This is a genomic window from Cytobacillus gottheilii (assembly GCF_018582665.1).
In the GTDB taxonomy this organism is placed as follows: domain Bacteria; phylum Bacillota; class Bacilli; order Bacillales; family Cytobacillaceae; genus Cytobacillus; species Cytobacillus gottheilii.
Genome location: NZ_CP071709.1, coordinates 2739384 through 2762536 on the forward strand (window position 1 = coordinate 2739384; position 23153 = coordinate 2762536).

General features: G+C 37.5%; 24 protein-coding genes. 1 reads left to right on the plus strand and 23 read right to left on the minus strand.

The features are described 5' to 3' along the window. Nucleotides 1–25: 25 nt before the first annotated feature. The 15 genes from J1899_RS13540 to J1899_RS13610 all read right to left on the minus strand — a co-directional run bounded on the left by J1899_RS13540 (nucleotide 26) and on the right by J1899_RS13610 (nucleotide 14047). On the minus strand, nucleotides 26–607 hold the full coding sequence (locus J1899_RS13540; RefSeq protein WP_066444507.1) for a YpmS family protein: 582 nt from the start codon (nucleotides 605–607) through the stop codon (nucleotides 26–28). 13 nt (nucleotides 608–620) lie between these two features. Next, the gene (locus tag J1899_RS13545) at nucleotides 621–1496 is read right to left on the minus strand and encodes an SGNH/GDSL hydrolase family protein (protein WP_246586486.1); all 876 of its coding nucleotides are present in this window, start codon (nucleotides 1494–1496) and stop codon (nucleotides 621–623) included. Nucleotides 1497–1754: 258 nt separating this feature from the next. Then, nucleotides 1755–2288, minus strand: coding sequence for an SCO family protein (locus J1899_RS13550; protein ID WP_066451545.1), 534 nt, complete (start codon nucleotides 2286–2288; stop codon nucleotides 1755–1757). Between the two features lie 143 nt (nucleotides 2289–2431). Then, complete coding sequence (locus J1899_RS13555) at nucleotides 2432–3412, minus strand: nucleoside hydrolase (RefSeq protein WP_214474499.1); 981 nt, start codon at nucleotides 3410–3412, stop codon at nucleotides 2432–2434. A 199-nt stretch (nucleotides 3413–3611) separates the two neighbouring features. Next, complete coding sequence (locus J1899_RS13560; protein ID WP_214474501.1) at nucleotides 3612–4454, minus strand: DegV family protein; 843 nt, start codon at nucleotides 4452–4454, stop codon at nucleotides 3612–3614. A 515-nt stretch (nucleotides 4455–4969) separates the two neighbouring features. Continuing rightward, entirely contained in the window at nucleotides 4970–5221 is a 252-nt protein-coding gene (locus J1899_RS13565) for a DUF2535 family protein (RefSeq protein WP_214474503.1), read from the minus strand. A gap of 127 nt (nucleotides 5222–5348) precedes the next feature. Continuing rightward, nucleotides 5349–6104 carry a twin-arginine translocase subunit TatC gene (tatC, locus tag J1899_RS13570; RefSeq protein ID WP_066444485.1) on the minus strand — a complete coding sequence of 252 codons (756 nt, stop codon included), beginning with the start codon at nucleotides 6102–6104 and terminating at the stop codon, nucleotides 5349–5351. A 111-nt stretch (nucleotides 6105–6215) separates the two neighbouring features. Next, entirely contained in the window at nucleotides 6216–6413 is a 198-nt protein-coding gene (locus J1899_RS13575; RefSeq protein WP_066444484.1) for a twin-arginine translocase TatA/TatE family subunit, read from the minus strand. A 496-nt stretch (nucleotides 6414–6909) separates the two neighbouring features. Then, nucleotides 6910–8178, minus strand: a complete 1269-nt coding sequence (gene ilvA, locus J1899_RS13580) for a threonine ammonia-lyase IlvA (RefSeq protein WP_066444476.1) — start codon at nucleotides 8176–8178, stop codon at nucleotides 6910–6912. 153 nt (nucleotides 8179–8331) lie between these two features. Then, nucleotides 8332–8811, minus strand: a complete 480-nt coding sequence (locus tag J1899_RS13585) for a dihydrofolate reductase (RefSeq protein ID WP_066444469.1) — start codon at nucleotides 8809–8811, stop codon at nucleotides 8332–8334. Next, a complete protein-coding gene (locus J1899_RS13590; RefSeq protein ID WP_214474505.1) occupies nucleotides 8808–9602 on the minus strand; it encodes a thymidylate synthase in 795 nt (264 codons plus the stop codon). The genes J1899_RS13585 and J1899_RS13590 overlap by 4 nt, the downstream gene beginning before the upstream one ends. Nucleotides 9603–9646: 44 nt before the next feature. Then, a complete protein-coding gene (locus tag J1899_RS13595) occupies nucleotides 9647–10348 on the minus strand; it encodes an anthrax toxin lethal factor-related metalloendopeptidase (protein ID WP_214474507.1) in 702 nt (233 codons plus the stop codon). Nucleotides 10349–10579: 231 nt separating this feature from the next. After that, entirely contained in the window at nucleotides 10580–11191 is a 612-nt protein-coding gene (locus J1899_RS13600) for a TerD family protein (protein WP_066444459.1), read from the minus strand. 111 nt (nucleotides 11192–11302) lie between these two features. Then, nucleotides 11303–12400, minus strand: a complete 1098-nt coding sequence (locus tag J1899_RS13605; RefSeq protein WP_066444455.1) for a toxic anion resistance protein — start codon at nucleotides 12398–12400, stop codon at nucleotides 11303–11305. Between the two features lie 15 nt (nucleotides 12401–12415). Further along, nucleotides 12416–14047 carry a YceG family protein gene (locus J1899_RS13610; RefSeq protein WP_214474509.1) on the minus strand — a complete coding sequence of 544 codons (1632 nt, stop codon included), beginning with the start codon at nucleotides 14045–14047 and terminating at the stop codon, nucleotides 12416–12418. A gap of 252 nt (nucleotides 14048–14299) precedes the next feature. On the opposite strand from J1899_RS13610, the gene J1899_RS13615 reads away from it, so the two are divergent. Then, nucleotides 14300–14557 carry a hypothetical protein gene (locus J1899_RS13615; protein WP_066444451.1) on the plus strand — a complete coding sequence of 86 codons (258 nt, stop codon included), beginning with the start codon at nucleotides 14300–14302 and terminating at the stop codon, nucleotides 14555–14557. Here the strand turns inward: J1899_RS13615 and J1899_RS13620 are convergent. The 8 genes from J1899_RS13620 to J1899_RS13655 form a co-directional block, all read right to left on the minus strand. Continuing rightward, entirely contained in the window at nucleotides 14554–15360 is an 807-nt protein-coding gene (locus J1899_RS13620) for an HAD family hydrolase (protein WP_246586487.1), read from the minus strand. The genes J1899_RS13615 and J1899_RS13620 overlap by 4 nt on opposite strands. Next, nucleotides 15360–16469, minus strand: coding sequence for a cysteine protease StiP family protein (locus J1899_RS13625; RefSeq protein ID WP_214474511.1), 1110 nt, complete (start codon nucleotides 16467–16469; stop codon nucleotides 15360–15362). Before J1899_RS13625 ends, J1899_RS13620 begins: the two co-directional genes overlap by 1 nt. Beyond that, entirely contained in the window at nucleotides 16466–17830 is a 1365-nt protein-coding gene (locus tag J1899_RS13630; RefSeq protein WP_214474514.1) for a phosphoribosyltransferase family protein, read from the minus strand. Before J1899_RS13630 ends, J1899_RS13625 begins: the two co-directional genes overlap by 4 nt. After that, complete coding sequence (locus J1899_RS13635) at nucleotides 17757–18971, minus strand: HpcH/HpaI aldolase/citrate lyase family protein (RefSeq protein WP_214474516.1); 1215 nt, start codon at nucleotides 18969–18971, stop codon at nucleotides 17757–17759. Before J1899_RS13635 ends, J1899_RS13630 begins: the two co-directional genes overlap by 74 nt. A gap of 682 nt (nucleotides 18972–19653) precedes the next feature. After that, entirely contained in the window at nucleotides 19654–20430 is a 777-nt protein-coding gene (locus J1899_RS13640; RefSeq protein WP_066444437.1) for a TerC family protein, read from the minus strand. Nucleotides 20431–20521: 91 nt separating this feature from the next. Beyond that, nucleotides 20522–21103, minus strand: a complete 582-nt coding sequence (locus J1899_RS13645) for a TerD family protein (RefSeq protein ID WP_214474518.1) — start codon at nucleotides 21101–21103, stop codon at nucleotides 20522–20524. A 108-nt stretch (nucleotides 21104–21211) separates the two neighbouring features. Beyond that, nucleotides 21212–21811 (minus strand): YpjP family protein, encoded by a 600-nt coding sequence (locus J1899_RS13650; RefSeq protein ID WP_214474519.1) that lies wholly within the window; start codon nucleotides 21809–21811, stop codon nucleotides 21212–21214. A gap of 13 nt (nucleotides 21812–21824) precedes the next feature. Further along, nucleotides 21825–23021: an LL-diaminopimelate aminotransferase gene (locus J1899_RS13655; RefSeq protein WP_214478845.1), complete on the minus strand. Its 1197-nt coding sequence runs from the start codon at nucleotides 23019–23021 to the stop codon at nucleotides 21825–21827. Nucleotides 23022–23153: the final 132 nt, after the last annotated feature.

The following is a 23153-nucleotide window of genomic DNA, read 5'->3' on the forward strand; positions in this document are numbered from 1 at the left end:
CAGTCTATTCTTTTCGTTCTGCTTCTTACTGAACAGGTACAAGCAAAGAAAAACGAATATCATCTTGCTCTAAATTAAACTCATTTACTTTAACTTTCACATCACTTTTTAGCTTCATATCCGTTAAAGCGACATAAATACGCTCCTCACTAGGTACAATTTCCACCCATTCCGGAATATCATAGTTATCCTTCACAAATTTCATCACATATGATGCTGGAAGCTGCAGCTGACCGACAGACATTTCTTTCTTTTCTAATACAATATCTCCATTTTCGAGGGCAGTAGGCTCAAACGCAAGTTTCATCTGTATTTCCTGAGTAAAAACAGGCAGTGAACCGATTAGTTCCACATCATCATTTAGGAAAATCTGATAATCGAACGCACCTGTCAAACCTTCACTTTCTAAGTAATGGTTTATGACACCATTCAAATCCTGCTTGTTTGCACTAATAGAAAAAGGAGCATATCCACTTTCATTTAATTCTTTTTGTTCATAGGCCTGATGTTCAGTTGGTGTATAAATTAAAAGTGCTAACAAAACGAATAATGCAAGATTTAATCCCAACAAAACGAAAAAAAACAGCTTCCATTTATTCTTTTTCAAATCTCCTCACCTCTTAGCTGTCCATTGACTTCTCTAATAAAATATCTGTTAATGCTCTTTCTTTCACTACCTCATAAATACGATTCCCCATCTTCTCATAGCCTTGATCATTTGGGTGGAAATAATCAGTATATAGGAGGTTTTCCCCTTCTGTTTGAAAAATATCATCTACATCAACAAAAAATGTATTTGAATATTGGCTCAACATGGTCTTACTAGTTTGATTCCAATCACTCATAATTTCATCGATTTCTCTAATATCTGAAAACCAAGTTAAAAAAGGATTATATAAACCGATCAGACCAATTTTAACTCGTGGATTGTATTCTTTAATCGTTTGCAGCACATCCTGGAGATTTTTCTCATACGTCTTCTTTTGCTGAGCAAAAGCCTGCAGATTAAGCGCTGTGAAATTTTCCCTTACGACCTTCATAATATCATTTCCGCCAATAGTAACTAAGACTAGATCTGCTTCTTCAATCGAAGCTTTAACCTCTTCTGTTTTTAATTTTTTTAACAGCTGATCTGAACGATTGCCGCGCACACCATAATTAGCAAATGATGCGTCGCCGATTCCGCGCTCTTTCTCCAGCAGAGTCTCAGTATAGGGAACATAGCCGCCTTTGCCTGTACTATCCCCAACACCCTGTGTTAATGAATCGCCAACTGAAACAATTGCCAGATTTTGCATTAAAAATGCTGGATCGATCTCTTTCTTCTCAGCATAAACAACACTTTTTTCTATATGTTCAGCACTGCTTTTACTTAAGCCAATATTACAGGCAGACAGGAAAAGCATACTTATAATCATAATAATTAATAACAGAGGCTTTACTGATATATATAAATTGCTTGCTGTTGAAGGTTTAAAGGTGAATTTTTTTACCATTTCATCACCCCTCTTAGAAGTATTTCTATTATAGCATGATCATAAGAGTCTTGAAAAATAGGACTTGAACACCAGCCTTTCATTCTGTCCGCCGTTAAGTCTTATCCTGCAGAACTCATACGAACTGCATTAAGGCGTCTATTTATTTAAAACAAGAAAAGAAATACCTAAGCTGTAATTTCCCGCTCTATCTGCTATCTAATTCATACATTGTATTATTTACGTAGATCATGAAAAAATAGACCCGATAAGAAAGGTCTATTGCAAAGTTTTAATATCGTCTATTATTTCTTCGTATGGAACGCCAGTCACACCTTCATAATATTTCTGTATAACGCCCTCTTTATTTACAAGATAAAATTTCGTATCATGGATGACTTGTTCTTCATTTTTTGGCTTTTGGACAAGTGCCTTAAAAGAATTCAAAGCAAATTCTTCAATTTCTTTTTGTTCATAACCTGTCAGAAAGTGCCAGCCGCTATAATCAACTTCATATAGATCTCCAAACGTTTTTAATGCATCCGGAGTATCATTTACAGGGTCGACGCTGAAAGAGACAAATTGAATATTTTCGATCCCCTCTTCTTCTGCCATTGTTTGCAGCTTTTTCATATTAGAGGTCATCGGCAAGCAGACAGTATCACAATTTGTAAAAATAAAATCAGATACCCATACCTTGCCTTTTAAATCCTGTAACCCGACTTGCTCTCCATTCTGGTTTGTAAATTCAAAATCCTCCACTTCGTAATCTAAAGCCCCATCAATACCGCCAGCTCCACATGCTGAAAGCATTGCAACTGCAAGAATAGCTATGATTGCAAAATATCTCTTTAACTTCACTTCTTTCACCTGCTTCACTAAAGTTCAAGTTTCATTCTAGCAAACCTCCATGAAAGAAGAAAGAAAAGAATATGACAAAGTTGTGAACGCAGTAGTTATGACTCCCTTTCAACAGGGTTTGTCATGACACGATAGAACGTCTCGATGAATTGTCTATAATCAAATTTGACAGCAATATAATGGACTTGATAATTCTCTTTTTTCTCTGCTGACAATTTTCTAAAATCTCCAATTGTTTGACCAAATGCGACTCCCTTATCGACCACTACTTTGACTGGCGCTTCAATATATTCAATTGCAGATTCCTCCATAATTGCCCAAAAAGTTAGTAAGTCATGCATGGGACTTCCGGATATATCAGCAAACTGTTTTTGATAGAATTCATAATAATAGTCAATCATCGGTTTTAGGAGCTGGCCAAATTGATTGCCTGTTTCAATAAAATGTTCATGAAGCCGATCCACAAGGGCGGGCGTTAAAATAGCGGACATTGTGACATCCAGCGGAATAATATATACCTTTTTTGGTGCATGTGATAAAACGATATTGGCAGCATACGGATCGCCATAAATATTGGCTTCGGCTACAGGGGTTACATTGCCAGGCACAAAAAATGCTCCACCCATAATATATATATCGGATACTTGTTTTAATAAATTGGGGTATAAAATAAATGCAGTGGCTAGAGAGGATAATCGGCCGATGTTTACAATTAGAATATCATTTTCATATTGTTCAATAATTCTTTTGATCTCATCAAAATTCTCAAAAAAATCAACATCTACTACAACATCATTAAGAATTGGCCCTAATCCGCTTAGACCGTGAATCTCTGGATAAAATTCAGGGATATCTCCAGTTAGCGGCAGGCCAGCTCCTCCAAATACAGGGATTTCAGTCAGACCGGTAAGATCCCGCAAATAGGCGGCATTTTGCAGTGCTTTTTCTTTAGAAACATTCCCATAATCAGCAACAATGCCTACAACATTTACTTCCTCGTTAAAGACCGCAAATGCAGCTGCAACCATGTCATCAATTCCAAAATCACTAAATAGCAGGATATTTTTAACCTTCACTTTTTCACCCCCTACTATAGTAATATTCATTATGAAAAGAAATAGAAATATTTAACAGTATCATTAGAAAAACAGTGATATTTTCCTACAGGATTTATTAACGAAATGTTTAATTCTAATGCGAGGAAAAACATAAGGATGATTTGTAAAAAGGCAATACATAAAAAAACAGCAGAGATTTTCCCCGCTGTTTAACTCTTTAATCCAGATAATACATAAATCCTATAGCTCCTGCACCAGTGTGCGTACTGACAATTGGCGTTGTATCTTCAATTGAAATATCTGTATATCCAGTCAGATCTCCAATTGCTGCTTTTAGCTTAGATGCTAATTCAAAGCCCTCAGCATGAACAAGGCCTACACTTTTAATGGTTTTCCCTTTAGCATCTTCTGCAAATTGATTAGCTAAATACTTTACAATTTGTGCATGGCTTCGCACTTTGGCTACTGGTGTGTAAACACCACCCTCAAGTGATGCAATTGGCTTTATATTTAAAAGAGAACCTAATAATGCTTTACCTTTTCCTATCCTTCCGCCCTTGACTAAGTTTTCAAGCGTATCTACGACAACAAATAATTTTGTTTTCGCTCTAATATCATCAAGTGTTGAACATATTTCCTCAACAGAGCTTCCGTTCATAGCCATTTTAGCACCTTCAATCACTTGGAATGCAAGCGCTTTAGAAATATATCGGGAATCAATAACTTTAACATTGCCTTTTGCCATACTGGCTGCACTTTCTGCAGATTGCACTGTGCCGCTCATCCCGCCAGTCATATGAATGGAAATAATATCATACCCCTCATCAGTCAAGCGGTCATACAATTCTAAGAAAACACCTGCTGGAGGCTGTGAACTTTTTGGCAGCTCGTTAGATTCTTTCATCTTTTTCATAAATTCAACCGGTGTAATATCTTTTCGGTCTAAATATGTCTCTCCATTAATATGAATGGACAATGGAACAACTTCAATATCATATTTTTGTAAAATTTCATCTTGCAAATCAACTGTAGAGTCTGTAACAATTTTGACTTTATTCACGAATTCACGTCCCTGCTATAACAATTCCATTTCATTATACAATTTTACATATATGAAGAAAAGCAATATCATCAATACAATACCTATTAAACTTTAATTTAATAAAGTTTGCACACACATTTTATAAGCGGATTGTAATTTCAATTCCACTCATGCTTACTCAATAAAGGAAAAATATTTATATTATATTCCTTACCATTTTTTTAGCTTCTTAAAACAATATGTTTCTTGAGTCTTTCTTGTTTATTTCCCTGTTCGTACTAGTGGGCAAAAAAATAAGTGGCATGACAGTCATAATAAACACGAATAATCACTGCATTCCATTCAGATGTCATAATAGTCCGCTCTATTAGCTGCATAACCTCCGCACTCCGATGGAAGTAAGCGATCTGAATTAAGCTTAAAAATTAGTATTTTTTATAAGCTCCAATAAAAAACGAATGACCAGAAAGTGTATCTTCTAATCATTCGCAAATATCACTGAGTTGAATTCTTAGTCCAAGCTCTCTTCATTTTTAGGCATTATTCAGTAATTGCGGCGATTGATAGACTTCTTCATAGATCGTCCATTTTGTCATTCTCTTCATATATTCTTTAAAGGAATAAAATGGTCTATCTTCTGCTGAAGCATAAATTTGATTCATATAAATCTGCAAACGCGCCTGAACTAGAAAGTAATTCGGATTATTTTTGTCTAGAACAGGAATATCGATGATCTTAACCTTCTGCCCAACAGCATTTTTGAACACTAGGCTTTTGAATAACAAATTATCAATCCTCTTTTTCACCCGTTTAACATCATTATACCCTAAAACTCTATTGAAAATTGTCGATTTTTGCATGCAAATAATTATAATTACAACAAGGTATTAGCCATCTTTGTAAAAATGCCAACTAATCAATAACTTCTTCGGTACCTTGCAGTTCTTCCCACTCTTTCTCTTTCTTGAGCTTTCTCTTATATACAATCTTAGAGAGGTTAATACTGACTTCATACAAGAATAACAAAGGAATTGTCACTAAAATATCTGATATAAAGTCTGGCGGCGAAATCACTACAGAGATGACAACAAGTACAAAATATGCATATTTTCTAATTTTCTGCAGCACATATGGATTTATAATCCCAAGTGTTGTAAGAAACATAGCTACTACAGGCAGTTCAAACAATACACCAAAAGGCAATGTCATATGCATAATAAAGCGGAAATATTTATCAGCCGTAAAGTTTGTTACCATCATGCCTTCTCCAAGTTCAACAAGGAAACCTAATACTGTCGGGAAAATAACAAAGTAACCAAAACAAAGTCCCACAATAAACAAAATGAACAATGCTGGAATATAAGAAAGCGAGACTTTTCGTTCAATTGGCGTTAAAGCCGGTTTAACAAACATCCAAATCTGTGCAGCTAAGACTGGAATGGTTCCAGCAAGAGCCACAACACCAGCTAGTGTGAAATATACCCAAATAATGTCACTAGGACCCAATACAATCAGTTTAACATCTAAATCACGAACAACCCATTTATAGATCTCTTCCACATAGATAAAACCTAAAATAAAAAAAGCAAAGAACGCGACAACTGTATAGATAAGTCTTTTTCTAAGTTCATCCAAGTGATCTATTATATTTAATTCTTTATCTTCCATAATCTTCCCCTGCCTGTCTCAATTTACATGCCCAGAGGCAAGGAAAAGTGAGTGCATCATAAATCCACTCACTGATCCAAAAAGAAAAAGTGTAAGAATGAATCTCACACCTTATTTAACAGTTTTTTTATTCTTATCGTCTTCGAATTCTTCCATAACATCGCTTGTTAATTCACGAGTCGATTTTTTAAACTCACGTAAGGTTTGACCAAATGCACGGCCAATTTCCGGAAGCTTTTTCGGACCAAATATAATCAAAGCCAGTACTAAAATTAAAATTAGCCCAGGTACACCGATGTTTGATAACATATAAACATCTCCTTAATATGTCTTGTAAATCTGTCTTCATTATATTACTAATTTAGGCTATTGTGTAGAGGATAGCTAAAAATTCATATTATATACACATTAACAATAATAATATAGGATTGCAATAAAAATCACAGACATGTATTTGGATCTAATTTCAAACACATTAGGTAGAGCGGGAAAAACAAAATTAAATTCTAAAAGGACTAATATTTCATATCTTGGTTTGGCGTTTCAAACAAGTCCGTTCCATTACGCTGCGGACACTCGCTTTCCGAGGGGAGGAAGCTGAGCCTCCTCGGCACGCCTGCGGGGTCTCACCTTTTCCTCTATTTCCCTCAGGAGTAGAGTGTCCTCCGCTCCATTTCACTTATGTTACTAAAAAATTTAATAATCATAAAAAAACGAATGATTAGAAAGCCGACTTCCTAACCATTCGATTCTATGGGTGTGTTAAATACTTATGTCCAAGCCCCTTCTATGAATTTCTTTATCTTCATACTAGTAAATGGAACAGTTTCTTATCATTATTAATTTCTTGATAGGAGAATCCTTTCTTATCCATTCTTTGGATCATACCAGAATAGTCTTCTTTATTTTTCAGTTCAATTCCCACTAGTGCTGGACCATTTTCTTTATTATTTTTCTTTGTATACTCAAATCTAGTAATATCATCGTTTGGCCCAAGAACCTCATCAAGGAATTCTCTTAAGGCTCCTGCCCGCTGTGGAAAGTTAACGATAAAATAATGCAAAAGCCCTTCATAAAGTAAGGAACGTTCTTTAATTTCCTGCATTCTTCCAATATCATTGTTTCCGCCGCTGACAATACAGACGATATTTTTCCCTCTAATTTGATCTTTATAAAGATCAAGCGCAGCTATTGGCAGCGCTCCTGCAGGCTCGGCAACAATCGCATGCTCGTTATAAAGCTCCAAAATGGTTGTACAAACCTTTCCTTCTGCTACTGTCACCACATCATCTACCAGCTCCTGGCAAATAGAAAAGGTTTTGTCGCCAACAGCTTTAACTGCGGCACCATCAACAAATTTGTCTATTTTATGTAACGGAGTAACCTTTTGTTCTAACAAGGATTGTTTCATCGCCGGAGCACCATCCGGTTCCACACCAATCATTTTTGTATGGTGAGAGATTGCCTTAATATAAGCGGATGTTCCAGCCATGAGGCCACCTCCGCCAATACTGGCAAATACATAATCAGGTGCGACCTCACAGTCATTTAAGATCTCAACCGCGACCGTTCCCTGGCCAGCAATCACTTTATCATCATTAAACGGGTGGATAAATGTTCTGCTTTCTTCTTTAGCACAATCTAGCGCTTTTTCGTATGCATCATCAAATGTGTCTCCAACAAGAACAATGTCTACATTTCCACGGCCAAAAAGCTCAACTTGACTTACTTTCTGTCTTGGCGTTGTTGCAGGCATAAAGATTTTCCCGCTAATGCCAAGATGCTTACAAGCATATGCTACTCCTTGAGCATGGTTGCCTGCACTTGCACAAACAACACCGCCGTTTCGTTCCTCGTCTCCCAGTGAGTTTATACAATAATATGCACCTCTTAATTTAAAGGAACGAACATGCTGCAAATCTTCTCTTTTCAAATAAACATTACACTCATATTTTTCAGATAACCGTTCATTTTTTTGCAGCGGTGTATGCGCTACAATGTCTTTGAGATGCTGATAAGCAATTAAAATATCTTCCAGCTGCACTCTCTTCTCCTTTATAGCACTATGTTTCATATGGCACCCCGTTTCAAATTCAAGTTTAATTTTTTCATTATAACATGATGAATCTGTAAATCAACGCATTATTTGTAAATTTTAGATTATTTCGTTTTTTGTATAGTGCCATTTTTAATGAACACAAAAAAACCAGGAGGCTCACCCCCTAGTTTATTTTGCATAGATTAAGAATTCGTAATCGTAAGGATTTTTTTCATCCTTTATACCTTGTTCTCTTGATTGCAGTGTCCACCCTGAGATGTCTAGCTCAGGAAAATAGGTGTCTCCGTCAAAGACATCGTGGATTTTTGTGATATAAAGACGGTCAGCTGCAGGTAAGATCTGCTTAAAGATCTCTGCTCCTCCAATGACAAATACTTCTTCTAATTTACCGCAGTATTGTAATAGCTCTTCAAATGAATAAAAGACTGTACAATCGTCACAAGTAAACTGCCGATCGCGAGTAATTACAATATTTTCTCTGCCTGGGAGCGGACGCCCGATGGAATCCCATGTTTTTCTCCCCATTACAATAGGACGCCCCATTGTCGTTCTTTTGAAGAACTTTAAGTCTTCAGGCAGATGCCATGGCAGTTTGTTGTCTTTACCGATCACACCGTTCTCATCCATAGCCCAAATTAGAGATATCATACACTGACAACTCCTTTAATATGCGGGTGCGGATCATAAGCTTCAAGCGTAAAATCTTCATAGCTGTAGGAAAAAATATCCTTTACATCCGGGTTAATAACCATTCTTGGCAACTCTCGAGGCTCTCTGGATAACTGCAATCGAACTTGTTCAAGATGGTTTTGATAGATATGAACATCCCCAAACGTATGTACAAATTCACCAGGCTCCAAATCACAAACTTGTGCAATCATCATAGTAAGTAAAGCGTATGATGCAATATTAAACGGCACTCCTAAAAAAACATCTGCGGAGCGCTGATATAGCTGACATGACAGTTTACCGTCCTGCACATAAAATTGAAATAGACAATGACAAGGTGCCAGCGCCATTTTTGGAAGATCGCCAACATTCCAAGCATTTACTATCAGTCTGCGGGAATCAGGGTTCGTTTTGATCTGATGGATTAGCTCACTAATTTGATCCACAGTTTCCCCATTGCGATCTGTCCAGGAGCGCCATTGATGGCCATAAACAGGTCCAAGATCACCGTGTTCATCCGCCCACTCATTCCAAATACGGACACCATTATCTTGCAGGTATTGAATATTTGTGTCGCCATTTAAGAACCAAAGCAATTCATGAATAATTGACTTTACATGCAGCTTTTTGGTTGTAATGAGCGGAAAACCTTCTTGAAGATTAAATCTCATCTGATAACCAAATGTACTGATGGTTCCCGTTCCAGTCCGATCGCTTTTCTCTTTCCCATTATTTAAAACATGCTCACACAATTGCAGATATTGTTTCATGTGTTCCCCAACCTCTCGTTATGCTCGTTATATTGTACCGCACCTTATTTGAGGTTGTCTATAAACACAAAAGTGAGTGGAGCTTTTTCCTTTAGCTGTGCTCGATATTCTTCATTTACGAAAAACATGGCAAAGCTTTCAGCAAAATACTCTTCTGGATAATTCAAAAAGTAATCCATTCCGGAGAATAATGTTGCTTTTTCTTTATTCCATATTTCTAGAAAACGAGTATTATAGCGAATTCCATTATACACATGACGATCGATCGAGTGTGCAAGTTCGTGTAATTCTAAATTAACAGAGCCATGTCCCTGCCCTTTTTCACTTGAGCCAATTTTAACAAGTACTGTTTGGCTTCCTCCGATTCCAGGTACCTCATCCCATGTCTTATTACTAGTATAACCGCGTGGAATAATGCCTTGTAAATGGGAAGCCGTGGGGTTATCTGTCAGTTTACCTGAAAAAAGCTTAATATAAATCCCTTCCTTATTTACTTTTGCCAATAATGAGGAAGGAATTCTGTCGACCCGAGAGATGATGGCAGCTGCTTCTTGCTCGTCAAAAAGTCCTTCAGGCAATATAAAGATATCTCCTATTTCTAGAGGAGATGCAAGATTTAAGTTTTCTTTAAGGGTGGAACTGGCCGGGTAATCCTTTAAAAGGATCCCGCTCATTTTCGCTTGGGAATTTCCCATTAAAGCGAGTGAAGCAAAGAATATGATTGAAAAAATAGTAACCTTCTTCATGTATGTAGTCCCTTCTGCTTAATTCGGAAGTCACTCATAAGGGATGTATCCGCAAGCTAAATAGTTAGAATATACTAAAATTATATCATAGGATTCTATTAAATTGAGGAAAAACAAGGGTGGGAATTAATGCTAATCAATGAGGCATATCAACATAAAAACAGGCCAAGAATGTGAGAGTCCACACCCTTGACCTGTTCAAGAAACAAATGTATTTAACTTGTAAATCAATTAAGAATAAGTTCTTACAACATCAGCTAACCCGGAAGCAGTTGTTCCTGTGCCGACAGCAGCAAATTTCCAGTCAGTACCATGACGATAGATTTCACCCACAACAAGGCTTGTTTTGCCGCTATAATCATCTGTTAAGTTAAAGTGAATCATTTCTTGATTGTTTGAAGAGTTAACAATGCGAATAAACGCGTTTTGAATCATGCCGAAATGCTGTTTGCGCTTTACACAATCGTAGATGTTTACAACAAAAACCAGCTTTTGAATAGACGATGGCACTCTTGTTAAATCAATAAGAACCTGCTCATCATCTCCATCTCCATCACCTGTTAAGTTATCTCCAGTATGCTGAACGCTGCCATCCTTGCTCTTCAGGTTGCCAAAATAGATCACATCATTATTGCTTTTGATCTTATCGTTTTCTCCAAGCATAATAACAGAAGCATCACAGTCAATATTTGCACTGCCGCCTCCGCCAAATAATGAACCCAGTAAACCGCCGCCTCCGCGGTTTTGTACAGGGTCCCAGCCGAGACCAACAAGAATTTTAGATAAACCCGGATTCCCCTTCGTTAAATCTACACGCTGTCCTTTTTGTAAATTAATTGCCATAATTTCTCCACCTCATCATTGTTTATATATTTGTCCATTTATAGAAGCTATCTACTAATTTACAGTAAGCTTCATTATTAAGGCCGTGAATCTAATATTAATTGGCCATTGTTAACCTTGGTGTTTCAATTTTTTAAAGTTGTCCTGAAGCTGTTCAAGCTTTTTCGTTCCTTCTTCGCGAAGGCGCTTGTTTTCTTCCTCAATGGATTTGGTTTCCTGCATTCCTTTGATAATAATGTTCCAGGATTCCTCAATTGTTTCGATTTTGATGCTTGGCCCTCCAGCAAGACGGGCAATATCCGCACTTTGAGTTGAAATGTTTTGTGCATTGCGAACAAGCATTTCATTTGTACGGCGATCAAGCTCACTCATTGAATCAGCGACAAGCTTTTGCCTTTTCGCAGCCACAGCCTGGATTAAGCCGTTTTTAAAAATCGGAATCGTGGTCACAAACGCTGAATTAATTTTACCAATTAATTTCGTATTCCCGCGCTGCAGCAGGCGGATTTGCGGAGCCGTCTGCAAAGCAACCATCTTCGCCATTTCAAGGTCATAAACTCTTTGATCCAGCAAATCAACCGCGTTTCTTAATGTATCTAACTGCATGGAAGCCATTTGATCTCCGGCAGAGGCCCGGCTTTCTAACTGAGGAAGCTGATTTTGCTTTAATTCTTCTGACTTCATTTCTCCAGCAACAGCATACTTCTCCAATGTCAGATAATATTGATAGTTTTGTTCATACATTTCATCAAGCGTAGTTGTGGATTGTACCATTTCGTTTTGGTATTTGGAAATTTCAACATATATTTTATCAATTTCCTGACCCATTGTCTGGTATTTTCCAAATAGCTTTTCTACAAGTTTTTCTCCTCTTTTAAAGAGTTTCCCAAAGATGCCGCCAGACGTTTTTTCAAAGTCTTTTTTATCAAACTTGTCCATCACTTTGCCAAGCTGCTTTAATAGCTCTCCTGAGTCCTCTACCTTAGTTGTCCGCATATTGCCGAGAATTTGGTCAGAAAAACGAGAGATTTGTTCTGCCGGTTCTTTACCAAATTCAAGAATTTGAATTTGGTCTCTCTCATCAATCGTACGAACTAAATTTTGGACATCCGGGTCTTGCCTTAATGCTAATTTAATTTCGGAAGCATTTGCTTCTGTTAATTTATCATCTGTATTTGCTTTTACAAGATCAGTAGGCATTGAATTCATCTTTATCCTGCTCCTTTATAGCTTTTTAAACAATTTAGAAATAGTACTTTTAATAATGGAAGGCTCCTTAAACTCTTGATCAAAAACAACATCCTCGAGCCAGTGCACATCATACAAACTTTCATCAATGAAGTTTTCAATGTCATTGTGTCCTGGAGGGTTATAGATCACAACGTCAATTCCAAATTGGTTTAATAGCAGCAGTAATGCTGCATCTGTGCGGACAAGAAAACCATTTACCTCATTATTATACAGTACTACTTTAGGAACATCTTGAGAATAGTCAAATTTTTGAAAAAGTTTCAGCATACTAGGAGGGATCTGCATGCTTTGTGCAAAGAGATACGTTTTTATATCCTCTTCTGATTCATGCGGCTGCGCTTTTAGGGCAGGGACAGCACAAATATTGCGGATAGCTGTCGCAATCCCAGTTTGCAGACCTGCAGGCAGATGTCCATACTTCCAGTAATGAGCTGAAATCATTTTTTCTGGATCCAAAAGACCAGATTTATCGAGTGCATTTCGGAAATGATAGCGAAAATCATTGTTAATGCTATTTGTAAAAGGAAACCTTTTAATAAGAAGTGTATGATCAAGGGACGTTAATTGCTGAAGCCGGTCCCAATATTCCTTTCGATTTCTGCTTACTCCTTGAACTTTAGCAAAAATAGATGGAATACTGACTGTCCCCTCCTTCACCTCAAAATTTGGACGGATCATCGCTTTCTCTTTCATTAATAAATACAGCTCGTCATACGTAGTCTTAAGCGTAACAGATACCGGTGTATACTCACGAAGCTGCCATGGTTTATAAAAGCCTGAACCTTCATGATTGAGAATGCTCTCAATCTCTCTGGATGCCCGGTAAGCAACGGTAGCACTCCTTCTCCTTTTTTCAGTCGGAAAAGACGCAGGATCTTTTTCATTTGCATATGTTTCTAAGAAAGCAGCTGTTAGCTCACTTGCCAGCGGAGCAAGCGGATCCTTGCCAGCCGGATTGTAAATAACTATGTCACACCCAAGCTTTAACATAAAGTATAGAAAATAATAGTGGCTTTTAACTGTTTCTCCATACCAAAGGATCTTCGGCATACTTATTTCCGGATTGACTTGGATAAGCTGGCTTTCAAGATGATTAAAAGACCATTTAACCAAGTCTACAAGTACTCGCCTTAATTCTGCATTTTTCAACCCATCTTTTTCATTCGCAGTAAATTGCTTAAGCACCTCAATCATTGCCTCGCGTATTTTACGATGAATGGCACCGTTCTCAGATTTAATTAAAAGCTGTTCACCATCTAAAAAGGCAACAAAGCGGTTGACTGATAAATTTTGCTCGTTATTTATATTGATTATCTTTTGAATGGATTGAAAATGATTGTTATCAATTGTTTTATCCAAATGCTCTTCACTAAGTAAGATAAAACGAATATTTTGTTCGTTTACAAGTGAGAAAAGTTCATTGTAATACTCATCTTCATCCATTTTTACACCCAATATTCGAACAACTACCTGGCCAATTTGCAATAAGCCATTGTTCAAATGATAAGATGGCCTGTTATTTGTCTGTTTCTTTAGTGTTTCTAACCAGTTCTCAGCCGCAACGGTTGTGACTATTGGTTGTATTTGATTATATTCGTTATTCATAACTGAACCTTCCCCTCTCCAGAGCGAAAGAAGTAAAATGATTTACATATGTATAACTACATCATATCATATATATTCTTTTAATCTAAATGATTACGTATATATACGAAGTTTCTGAGAAAAAGTTTCAATTTTATATGTTAAAAAAATCTGCTCTACGTATATAGTACAGCAGAAATTCCTGTTAGCTTTCACCCTTTGCCTATGTTCCGCATATGATTTGGTAAATAAGCGAGAAAAAGGTGAAAAGGCATGAGATTGTTCCTTGATACAAAAAAATACACTCGAAACATCCAGCAAATCGATATAGAGATATTAAATAAAGTATTAAGTTCTGGATATTTTGTATTCCTTGATTTAATCTTCTGGTCATTTCTTCTAACCATGCTGACTTTTGAAGCACACGGTTCTATTTTTATCGGATTCATCATCTTTGTGAGTTCATATGTTTTTGGGGTAATTCTCTATAGCTTGCTAACTTTATGGCTGAAGGAGCAGCCAGGGGATTAGATTGGGATATTAACTGTTTTAATCACAGTATCAAGCATCTCTTCCCCTGCCCAAACTCCTTTGTTTTTAGTAATCTTGCAAGAAAGCTCCTTAATTTCAGGACGCTGCACCAGTTCTCCATGATTCGGAACAAGTGCTTCCTGACAATGTCGCAAAAAATCATAATCTAAGATTGAATCACCAGCGCCAATCATATGATCGATCATTTCACGCTCTTGAATGAATTTCAGAGCCTCTCCTTTACAAATCGGATTCGGCATAAAATACAGCTTCTTACCCTGAAGCGAAATTCTCCAGCCATGCTCAAAAGCAAATTTGCTTATTTCTTCTATATTAATCTGATCAGATACTGAATCTAAAATATAATAGAAGAACAAGTTCTCTGCTTTTTTCAGATTCCCTTGTATGGATAAGCAGGATACCTTATCAATCATATCCTGGTATAGTGTACAATCTTGACCAAGTCGAGCTTTTAGCACATCTTTCCACTCCAGCAGTTCCTGCCCTTTGTAATGAATATTAGCTCCATTTGCTGTTACAGCATAATTGACTTTAATATCCTCTGAAAATATAAAAATTCTCTTGTATTGTTCATACGTTCTTGTCGTAACAGGAACAAACATGAGTGATTCTGCCAATTCCTTTAACATAGCAAAAGAACGTCCTGTCATAAATGCAACATCACTTTCATCTTTTCTTTCCACTGGTACAAGATCAGATAGATGATCCTGAGAAAAAGATTGCAAAGCGCGTTTTGAATAAATTAATGTACGATCTAAGTCGGACGCAAACAGATTTATCATTATTGTTCAACCTTCTTAATTAATCCACAGCATGTGTAATCCATGTCACGATATTCAACCATTTCTACTCCTCTTTCTTCAGCAAGCATTTTTATATGGCGAATAAACGGGCTGTTTTGGTCTTTTACAAGAATTTTCCACGGAACACGTCTTAATAATACACGTGTGGTTTCGCCAACACCTGGTTTAACAAAGTGAGAGGAATCAATCCCAAATTCATCTTGAATGCGTTTCACACTAGCCATTCCGCTAAATGTTACATCAGGCTGCTGCTCCACTATTTTCGAAGCTTTTTCATAGGCTTCATTAAATATATGTTCATACTGTGCAGTGATTACAGAAATATAGTCATTTGATACATCTGCACTGCTTAATTCATCATAATATTTCGCCCCATGGAAATCCTCCGGCCCAATATAATGGTCATTAAGAACTGTTCTGCTGACTAAGCCTGATACGGTTGAATTAAGACAAGCACTCGGAATCAAAAAGTCCTCTCTTGTTCCATAAAGAGTTGTACAGTGACCAGGATCAGCTATAACTGCTAATGTATCATCCAAAGTAATGCCATACTTGGCTTGAAACTGCTGGCAGGACTTTGTCAGTTCAATGGAAATTGCACCTTTTCCTGTCCACCCGTCTACAAACTGAATTTCCTTGTCCGGATGAGTCTTGAGTATATAATGCAAAGCATTTTCATCAATTCCTCTGTCACGAATAATTGAAATACTATAATGCGGAATGTTTAATTGGTATTTTTGTTTTAAATACCTTTTCATAAGGATTCCGACAGGTGTACCCGCTCTTGCAAGGGATACTAATACAACATCTTTTCCCTTTTTCAGATAAACCTGTTCAGTCACAACACCAGTACTTAGAGCAACTTTTCGCTTGTATGTTTCAAGTGTTTCTAAGAACAGGTTCATATAGGAGTCTGGCGGCTGATATTCAATGGGCAGACTTTCGCTATAATGCTGGCCAGACTGTATATTTTTTTCACGCTGCTCGGCAGGTCCTTCGAGCTTGTAATCACTTAAGTCTTTAAGTAAGAATATAACGTCATCAGAATCATAAGAACCGAATTTCTGTTCTTCCTTTACATGCTTCATTTGTCTTCCTCCCCGTTTAAAAATACGACTTTTATATCTGGCACAGCTGAACTTAACAATTCAAGAAACGGAAGGAGCTGCTTCTTAGGCACTTCCCTTTCAAAAAATAGAAATATATCATCGTAATTTCCTGGTTCTATGTTATAGACATAATTCATAATGCTTTGATCCTGAGGGTTTGGAAACATAAAAGCATTTTTCGCTCCATATCCTTCTTTATGGCATGGGAAAATGGGACTGCGAGTTGTACTGTGATAAAAAACACCTTCCCCCATATAGGAAGCCATTTTCATCGGCAGATACATAAATTCACCTGTTCCCAGTACTAATGATCTGCTTCCTGCTCGCAGTGATTCTAAATAAGCACCAATTTCCCGGAATGCAGGAAAATTAGATTTATTGCTGTGAGCTGACAAACCAAATCTTCCAGTTGCCTGCAGATAAGAAGGAGAACTTTTTTCTGCTAAGGAAGCGGAAGGAATGGATTTGAGCCTATTTGGAAGAATGCTTTGTATATTAATAAAATGATAAGTTCCTTCTTGTCTCTCTGTTTCATACTTCGCGGACTCGCCGTCCAGATTTGCGCTGCCATCCACATTAATTATACCGCTCATTAAACTAACGCAATGGATGCTGATATTCAGCTCTTTTTCCAGCAGTTCAAACTCTTTTTTATGCTCTGCAGTCCGCCAATCCAAAATAGATACAACCGTATACTGGCTACGAGGGAACTGCTGATGAATTGATTTAATGATATTTATGGCTGTTTTCCCAGTCGTAATTTCATCATCCACAAGAATGATTTCTCTATTATTGTCGATCATATCCTTCTCGATATAAGTTCGATGTGAGGTCGCATGCGAATGCTCTTCTTCAAAATTAATGACCGATTCTTTATTTTCTATTTGTTCTCGTGTTGTGTGAAAATAATCACCTGCAGTGAAAGCATTAAAAAAAGCATGTCCAAGTGCAGTTGCCGTTTCAGCAAAGCCAATAATAACGGGATTCCACTTGCTGCTGACAAATGCATCTTCATCGTAATGCTGCAATGGATTTAAGAAGGCAGACAGAATGGCATCCGTTTTGCCTGACGTATCACCTTTAACTTCTAGTAAGAAACGGTCTGCAAGTAAAGCACCACACACTAACCCAGCGGATGGAGAGATCGGAATATGCTTCCCCAGCACCTTACTGACAAATAAAAATGAACGTTTTTTATTTATTCTTGCTGCCATCTCAAATAAATCTTCAGGTTTAAGTGAATATGGATTGTTTGTAATTGTAATATCAATATTTAACTGATTCAGAATGTTTTGCGTGTATGGTTGACTCAAGAATGTCGATGTATGTGTAGTCCTCATGCAGCACCCCGTATATTAATGATTTTTTGATCGTTTTCTCTGCCCAGTAATAGTGAGGTTTTATTTCGTTCATTTTGTTACTGTATGAACTCTTTAAAACTCCTTTTTGACCATCTGCCTGTTCTAAGATCATTTTTGCATCTAAATATTCTTCGCAGGAGACGGTATTTAATGCTTGGACCGCTTTAATATGTGTAGGATGAATAATCGTTTTTCCAATAATGCCATTGGATATATCCATTAAAACTTCTCTTATCAACCCATCCATTTGCTGATCAATTAAGTCTGTTCTTAATTCTAACCCTTTTTGACCATAACGCTGGCGAAATGGCGTTTGCCTTAATTGCGGCTTTAGCCTGCGTTCTTTTGAGGAAAAATGCTCCCACACAGGACCAGATACTAAGTATGGAGAATCTGAACGCGAAAAAATGTTCAAAATATCTGTTATGCAGTCTCTCATAATCGCTATATCGTATATAGTTGTATCTGTATTTCTGCGAATACCAAATAAACCGCAAAAATCAGTTGCACCAATTCTGACATTTAATACATAATCACTAAATTCATCTAGAACTGCTTTAATTTTAAGAAGCTCGTCCAGTCTTGTTTCTTTATAAATGATTTCTCTAGTTTCAAGAATTGGCATCACATACAATTTAAAATTCTCTCTTTGATGAAGCATTTGAATTTCATTAATAATTTCAGTTCCATTTACCGGATTAAATTTCGGAATAACGATACCAGTCAGCAAACTGAGCGCTTGCTCAGCCTGATTGATAAGCCGAAGAAGCTGTTCATAGCTGCGGATACGAATGAAAAGAAGGGGCAGATCATCTTCTTGAATAAACCCTTTTTTCATATCTTCCTGCAGTCTTAATAGTTCTTCTACAACAAGCTTCTCAGCTCTTTCAACTTCCCAGTCACCAATCGCATCTTCAAGACAAATAACCATAGAAGTCAAACCAGAATGCTTCTTCGACAGCAAATCCTGATGTATGTTTGGTCTTGTAGCAGGCATATAAAGAGTTGCACCTAAAGCATATGCCAGCTGATCCTTATCGGACCGCTTATTAAAATCGACAGGCTGCTTATAAAAAATCTTACCCAGCTCCTCATCGTGCAAATCAGAAAATAACCGCATATACTCAACTCCTTATCAGAAAAGTGGAAGCGCCTTGCTCAGCCCCGACAAGCATAAGACAAGCCAGACGGAAGGTCGTTCTTTGACCTTTTGACTGGATTGACTTATGACCTCGAGGGGCTAGGCGCTGGAACTAGACAACTTAGAAAAGTGGAAGGCGCTCGCCCAGGGACGACAAGCTTAAGACAAGTCAGGCGAAAGGTCGTTCTTTGACCTTTGGACTGGATTGGCTTAAGACCTCGAGTCCTTAGCGCCTGGAACTAGACAAAATAGAAAAGTGGAAGCGCCTTGCTCAGCCCCGACAAGCATAAGACAAGCCAGACGGAAGGTCGTTCTTTGACCTTTTGACTGGATTGGCTTATGACCTCGAGGGGCTAGGCGCTGGAACTAGACAACTTAGAAAAGTGGAAGGCGCTCGCCCAGGGACGACAAGCTTAAGACGAGCCAGACGGAAGGTCGTTCTTTGACCTTTTGACTGGATTGGCTTAAGACCTCGAGTCCCTAGCGCCTGGAACTAGACAACTTAGAAAAGTGGAAGGCGCTCGCCCAGTAACAATTTGTAATTTGTCATTGCCTGTAAATTAATAATCTGCAAAAATGCTAAATTAGCTGTTTTTTTGAAAAAATAGATAAAAAGAAAGGGAGCGGACAAATGTCTGATCCCTTTTTATACTCTAGTTGATTATAATTCTTGTTTGGCTGCTTCTTTTTTCTTATTTCTAAAGTGAATAACAAATGTAATCGCAAATACTAATACAAGTACCATGAAGAAGTAGATATGATCAATATGAACGCCAGCTGCACTTAAGAGCATTTTTGCTGCAATAAGCAAGATCAATACGTATGCACTTGTTTCAACTTCAGGAACTGCATCAATCAGTTTCAGGAATACTCCTGCAACTCCACGCATCATGATGATTCCAAGCATACCGCCTAGAAGTAGTACCCAAATCTCTTGGCTGACACCAAGAGCAGCTAAAATACTATCAATCGAGAATGCAATATCCATTAACTCAACGGAGATTACTGTACCCCAGAAAGTACCAAATAATCGTATTAAAAGGCCGCGCTGGTTAATTCCTTCAAGTGCCTCGTCATCTTCTGCTTCCTGGGCTTTCTTCTTATCAATAAAGTATTTGATAGCAAGCCAAGCAAGATAGGCCGCACCAAGCACTTTAATCCACCAGAATTCAATTAAGAATACACCTACACCAATCGCTAGGAAACGGAAGAAATAGGCACCTAATAGACCATAAAATAGCGCCTTTTTACGCTGATCTGGCGGTAAATGTTTAACCATTACAGCTAACACTAAAGCATTATCAGCTGAAAGAAGACCTTCCAGGATAACTAGTGTTCCAATTAACAGCCAATTGTCAGGCTGCGATAAAGCTTCTACCCACATGTCCCAATTGAATAGCTGAGAGTAGGTATGTAAAATTCCATCAATAATTTCCATTAAGCTCATTTCCCCCTGAATAGTAAATGTATATTTCATTAGAAAGACTCGGGCTATGCCGAGCCTTTTCCTTTTTTTATCTTAAAGACTATTAACCAATCTGTAAACCAAAATCTTTTGCCAATGCAGCTAATCCGCCTTGATATCCGCTGCCGTTTGCGCTGAACTTCCACTCCCCATTATGACGGTATAGTTCACCAACTACAACAGCTGTTTCAATCGAGAAGTCTTCTCCCAAATCATAACGAATTAGTTCTTCTCCTGAATCTTCACTGACAATGCGGACATAAGAATTTGAAACTTGTCCGAAGTTTTGGTTTCTGGATTCACCATCATGGATGGTAATGGTAAATGAGATTTTTGATACACTTTGCGGAACAGCAGATAAATCAACTTTTACTTGTTCATCATCTCCGTCACCTTCGCCAGTACGGTTATCGCCTGTATGTACAACGGATCCATTTCCGCCAGTTGTGTTGTTGTAGAAGACAAAATCGCTATCAGATGCTACCTTGCCAGTTTCTGCTAATAAGAATACGGATGAATCAAGATCAAAATCATGACCTCCATCGTACTTGTTAACATCCCATCCTAAACCAACAATTACTTTTGATAGACCAGGATTTGTTTTCGTTAGATCAACCTTTTGTCCTTTTGATAAACTAACAGCCATATTTGTTAAACCTCCATTTTTTTAATTCTCATTTCTTACGTACTAAGTACATAAATAGTTTCGAAAATACACTTATATTTTTTCACATATTTCATTTTTTTTCAATTTTTAACTCATCCACTTTGGAGGCGTATTTTTATCCCAGTAAATCGCGCCTAATTCATGATGCTTTTGAAAGTCGTCATGATAGGTGTGGAAATGAAAATTAAACCAATAGCCCTGCTGTGGGGGATGATCTTTTCTTACATGAAAACGAATGACATCCTTTTTGGTTTCATCATTCAAAATATGGAAAATCTTTTCAGAATTGCCTCCCGCTGGAGACTCTGTAATACTTAATTTTTTCAGATCTTCCTCTGGATATTGCTCAGCAATTTCAGCTATTGCTGCTTCAATATTAGGCAAAATACAAACATTGAATTCATCTTCAATAACAGGTTTGATTTTGGCACCAAATTTTTCATATGATTGGTATTCAGCTTCTTTAACCATTTGCTTTATAAACTCCTCCCTGCCATCTAAAAAAGAAACTTCATCATCATTCTGTGAATAATCTTCTTCTGTTTGCAGAAATTCAATATGGTCCTTTTTAGGCGAGCGATCCTGATATGAACTATCGTATAGTAAAGCTGCCTGTGAAGGGGTAACGACCCCAAAGGTAAAAAGAGTAACAAGAATGATAAATGAATTGCGAAGCCATTTTGACATACCTGAAACCTCCTTAACTGTTACTGCCTGCTGTCCAGGCATGTGGTGTGATCATCCTGCTGTTTTTGATTTGCATAATGGCTTTATCTAAAATTTCTTCCGGCTGCACCATTGCCATTCTGATAAAGCCTTCTCCATACTCTCCAAAAGCACTTCCTGGTGTGACTACCACATGTGCTTTTTCAAGTAGCTCAAAAGCAAATTCCATTGATGTGTAATTCTTCGGAATTTCTGCCCAGATAAACATTGACCCTTGCGGCGGATCTATATGCCAGCCAATATCAGCAAATCCTGATAGTAAGTAATCTCTTCTTTTTTGCAAATTGCTTCTCATTTCATCTAAAAAGGAAGATTGATCCATAAGTGCTTTTGCTGCGGCCATTTGGAAAGGATGAAAGACACCATAATCCAAATTTGATTTTAGGCTGCCAAGCAGGCCGATTACTTCCTCGTTTCCAGCTGCATATGCAACACGGCAACCTGCCATGCTAAAACTCTTAGATAGGGAGTTCATCTCAATCCCTACATCCATTCCGCCTTCAATCGATAATAAGCTGATCGGCTTGGTTTCAAAATAAAGTTCTGAATAGGCAAAATCATGAAGCAGAACGATATTATATTTCTTTGCAAATGCAATTGCTTCCTTAAAAAATTCCTCTGTTGCCAAAACGGGGACTGGGTTTCCCGGGTAGCTGATAATCATTAATTTTGCTTTTTCGGATACTTCATCAGGTATGAGTGACAAATCAGGCAAGAAGCCATTCTCTTTTTTTAATGGCATAGGATATTTTACAGCGCCGGCCAAATTACAGCCTGCTTCGTATGCCGTATAACCCGGATCTGGTACGAGCACATAATCGCCAGGATCACAAAGAACAAGCGGCAAATGAACAAGGCCATCTTGTGAACCCATCAGCAGCGCCACTTGAGTATCATGATTTATTTTCACATCATAATTTCTCAGATAATTGTCTGCTACAGACTTATGAAATTGGTCTGTTCCTTTTAATGTATATTGATACATCGCTGGATCTTTTGCCAAATCTGAGATCATCTCTGTTATAAATGAAGGTGGAGGCGTATCAGGACTGCCGATGCTTAAATCAATCATATCTGCACCTTCAGAAAGTTTTGAATTTTTACGTTTTGAAAGTTCTGAAAATATACTTTGCTGAAAAGAATTCATTCGCTGTGATTTAATTATATCCATCATTTTGTTCCTCACTAACCTTAAATCTATAAAAAATAAAATTATTGGAATCTGGAACTTCTTTTTATGTATCATTAAATGACTCTCATTTAATTTATACTATTTTATCATAATAATAGGGAATATAGATGA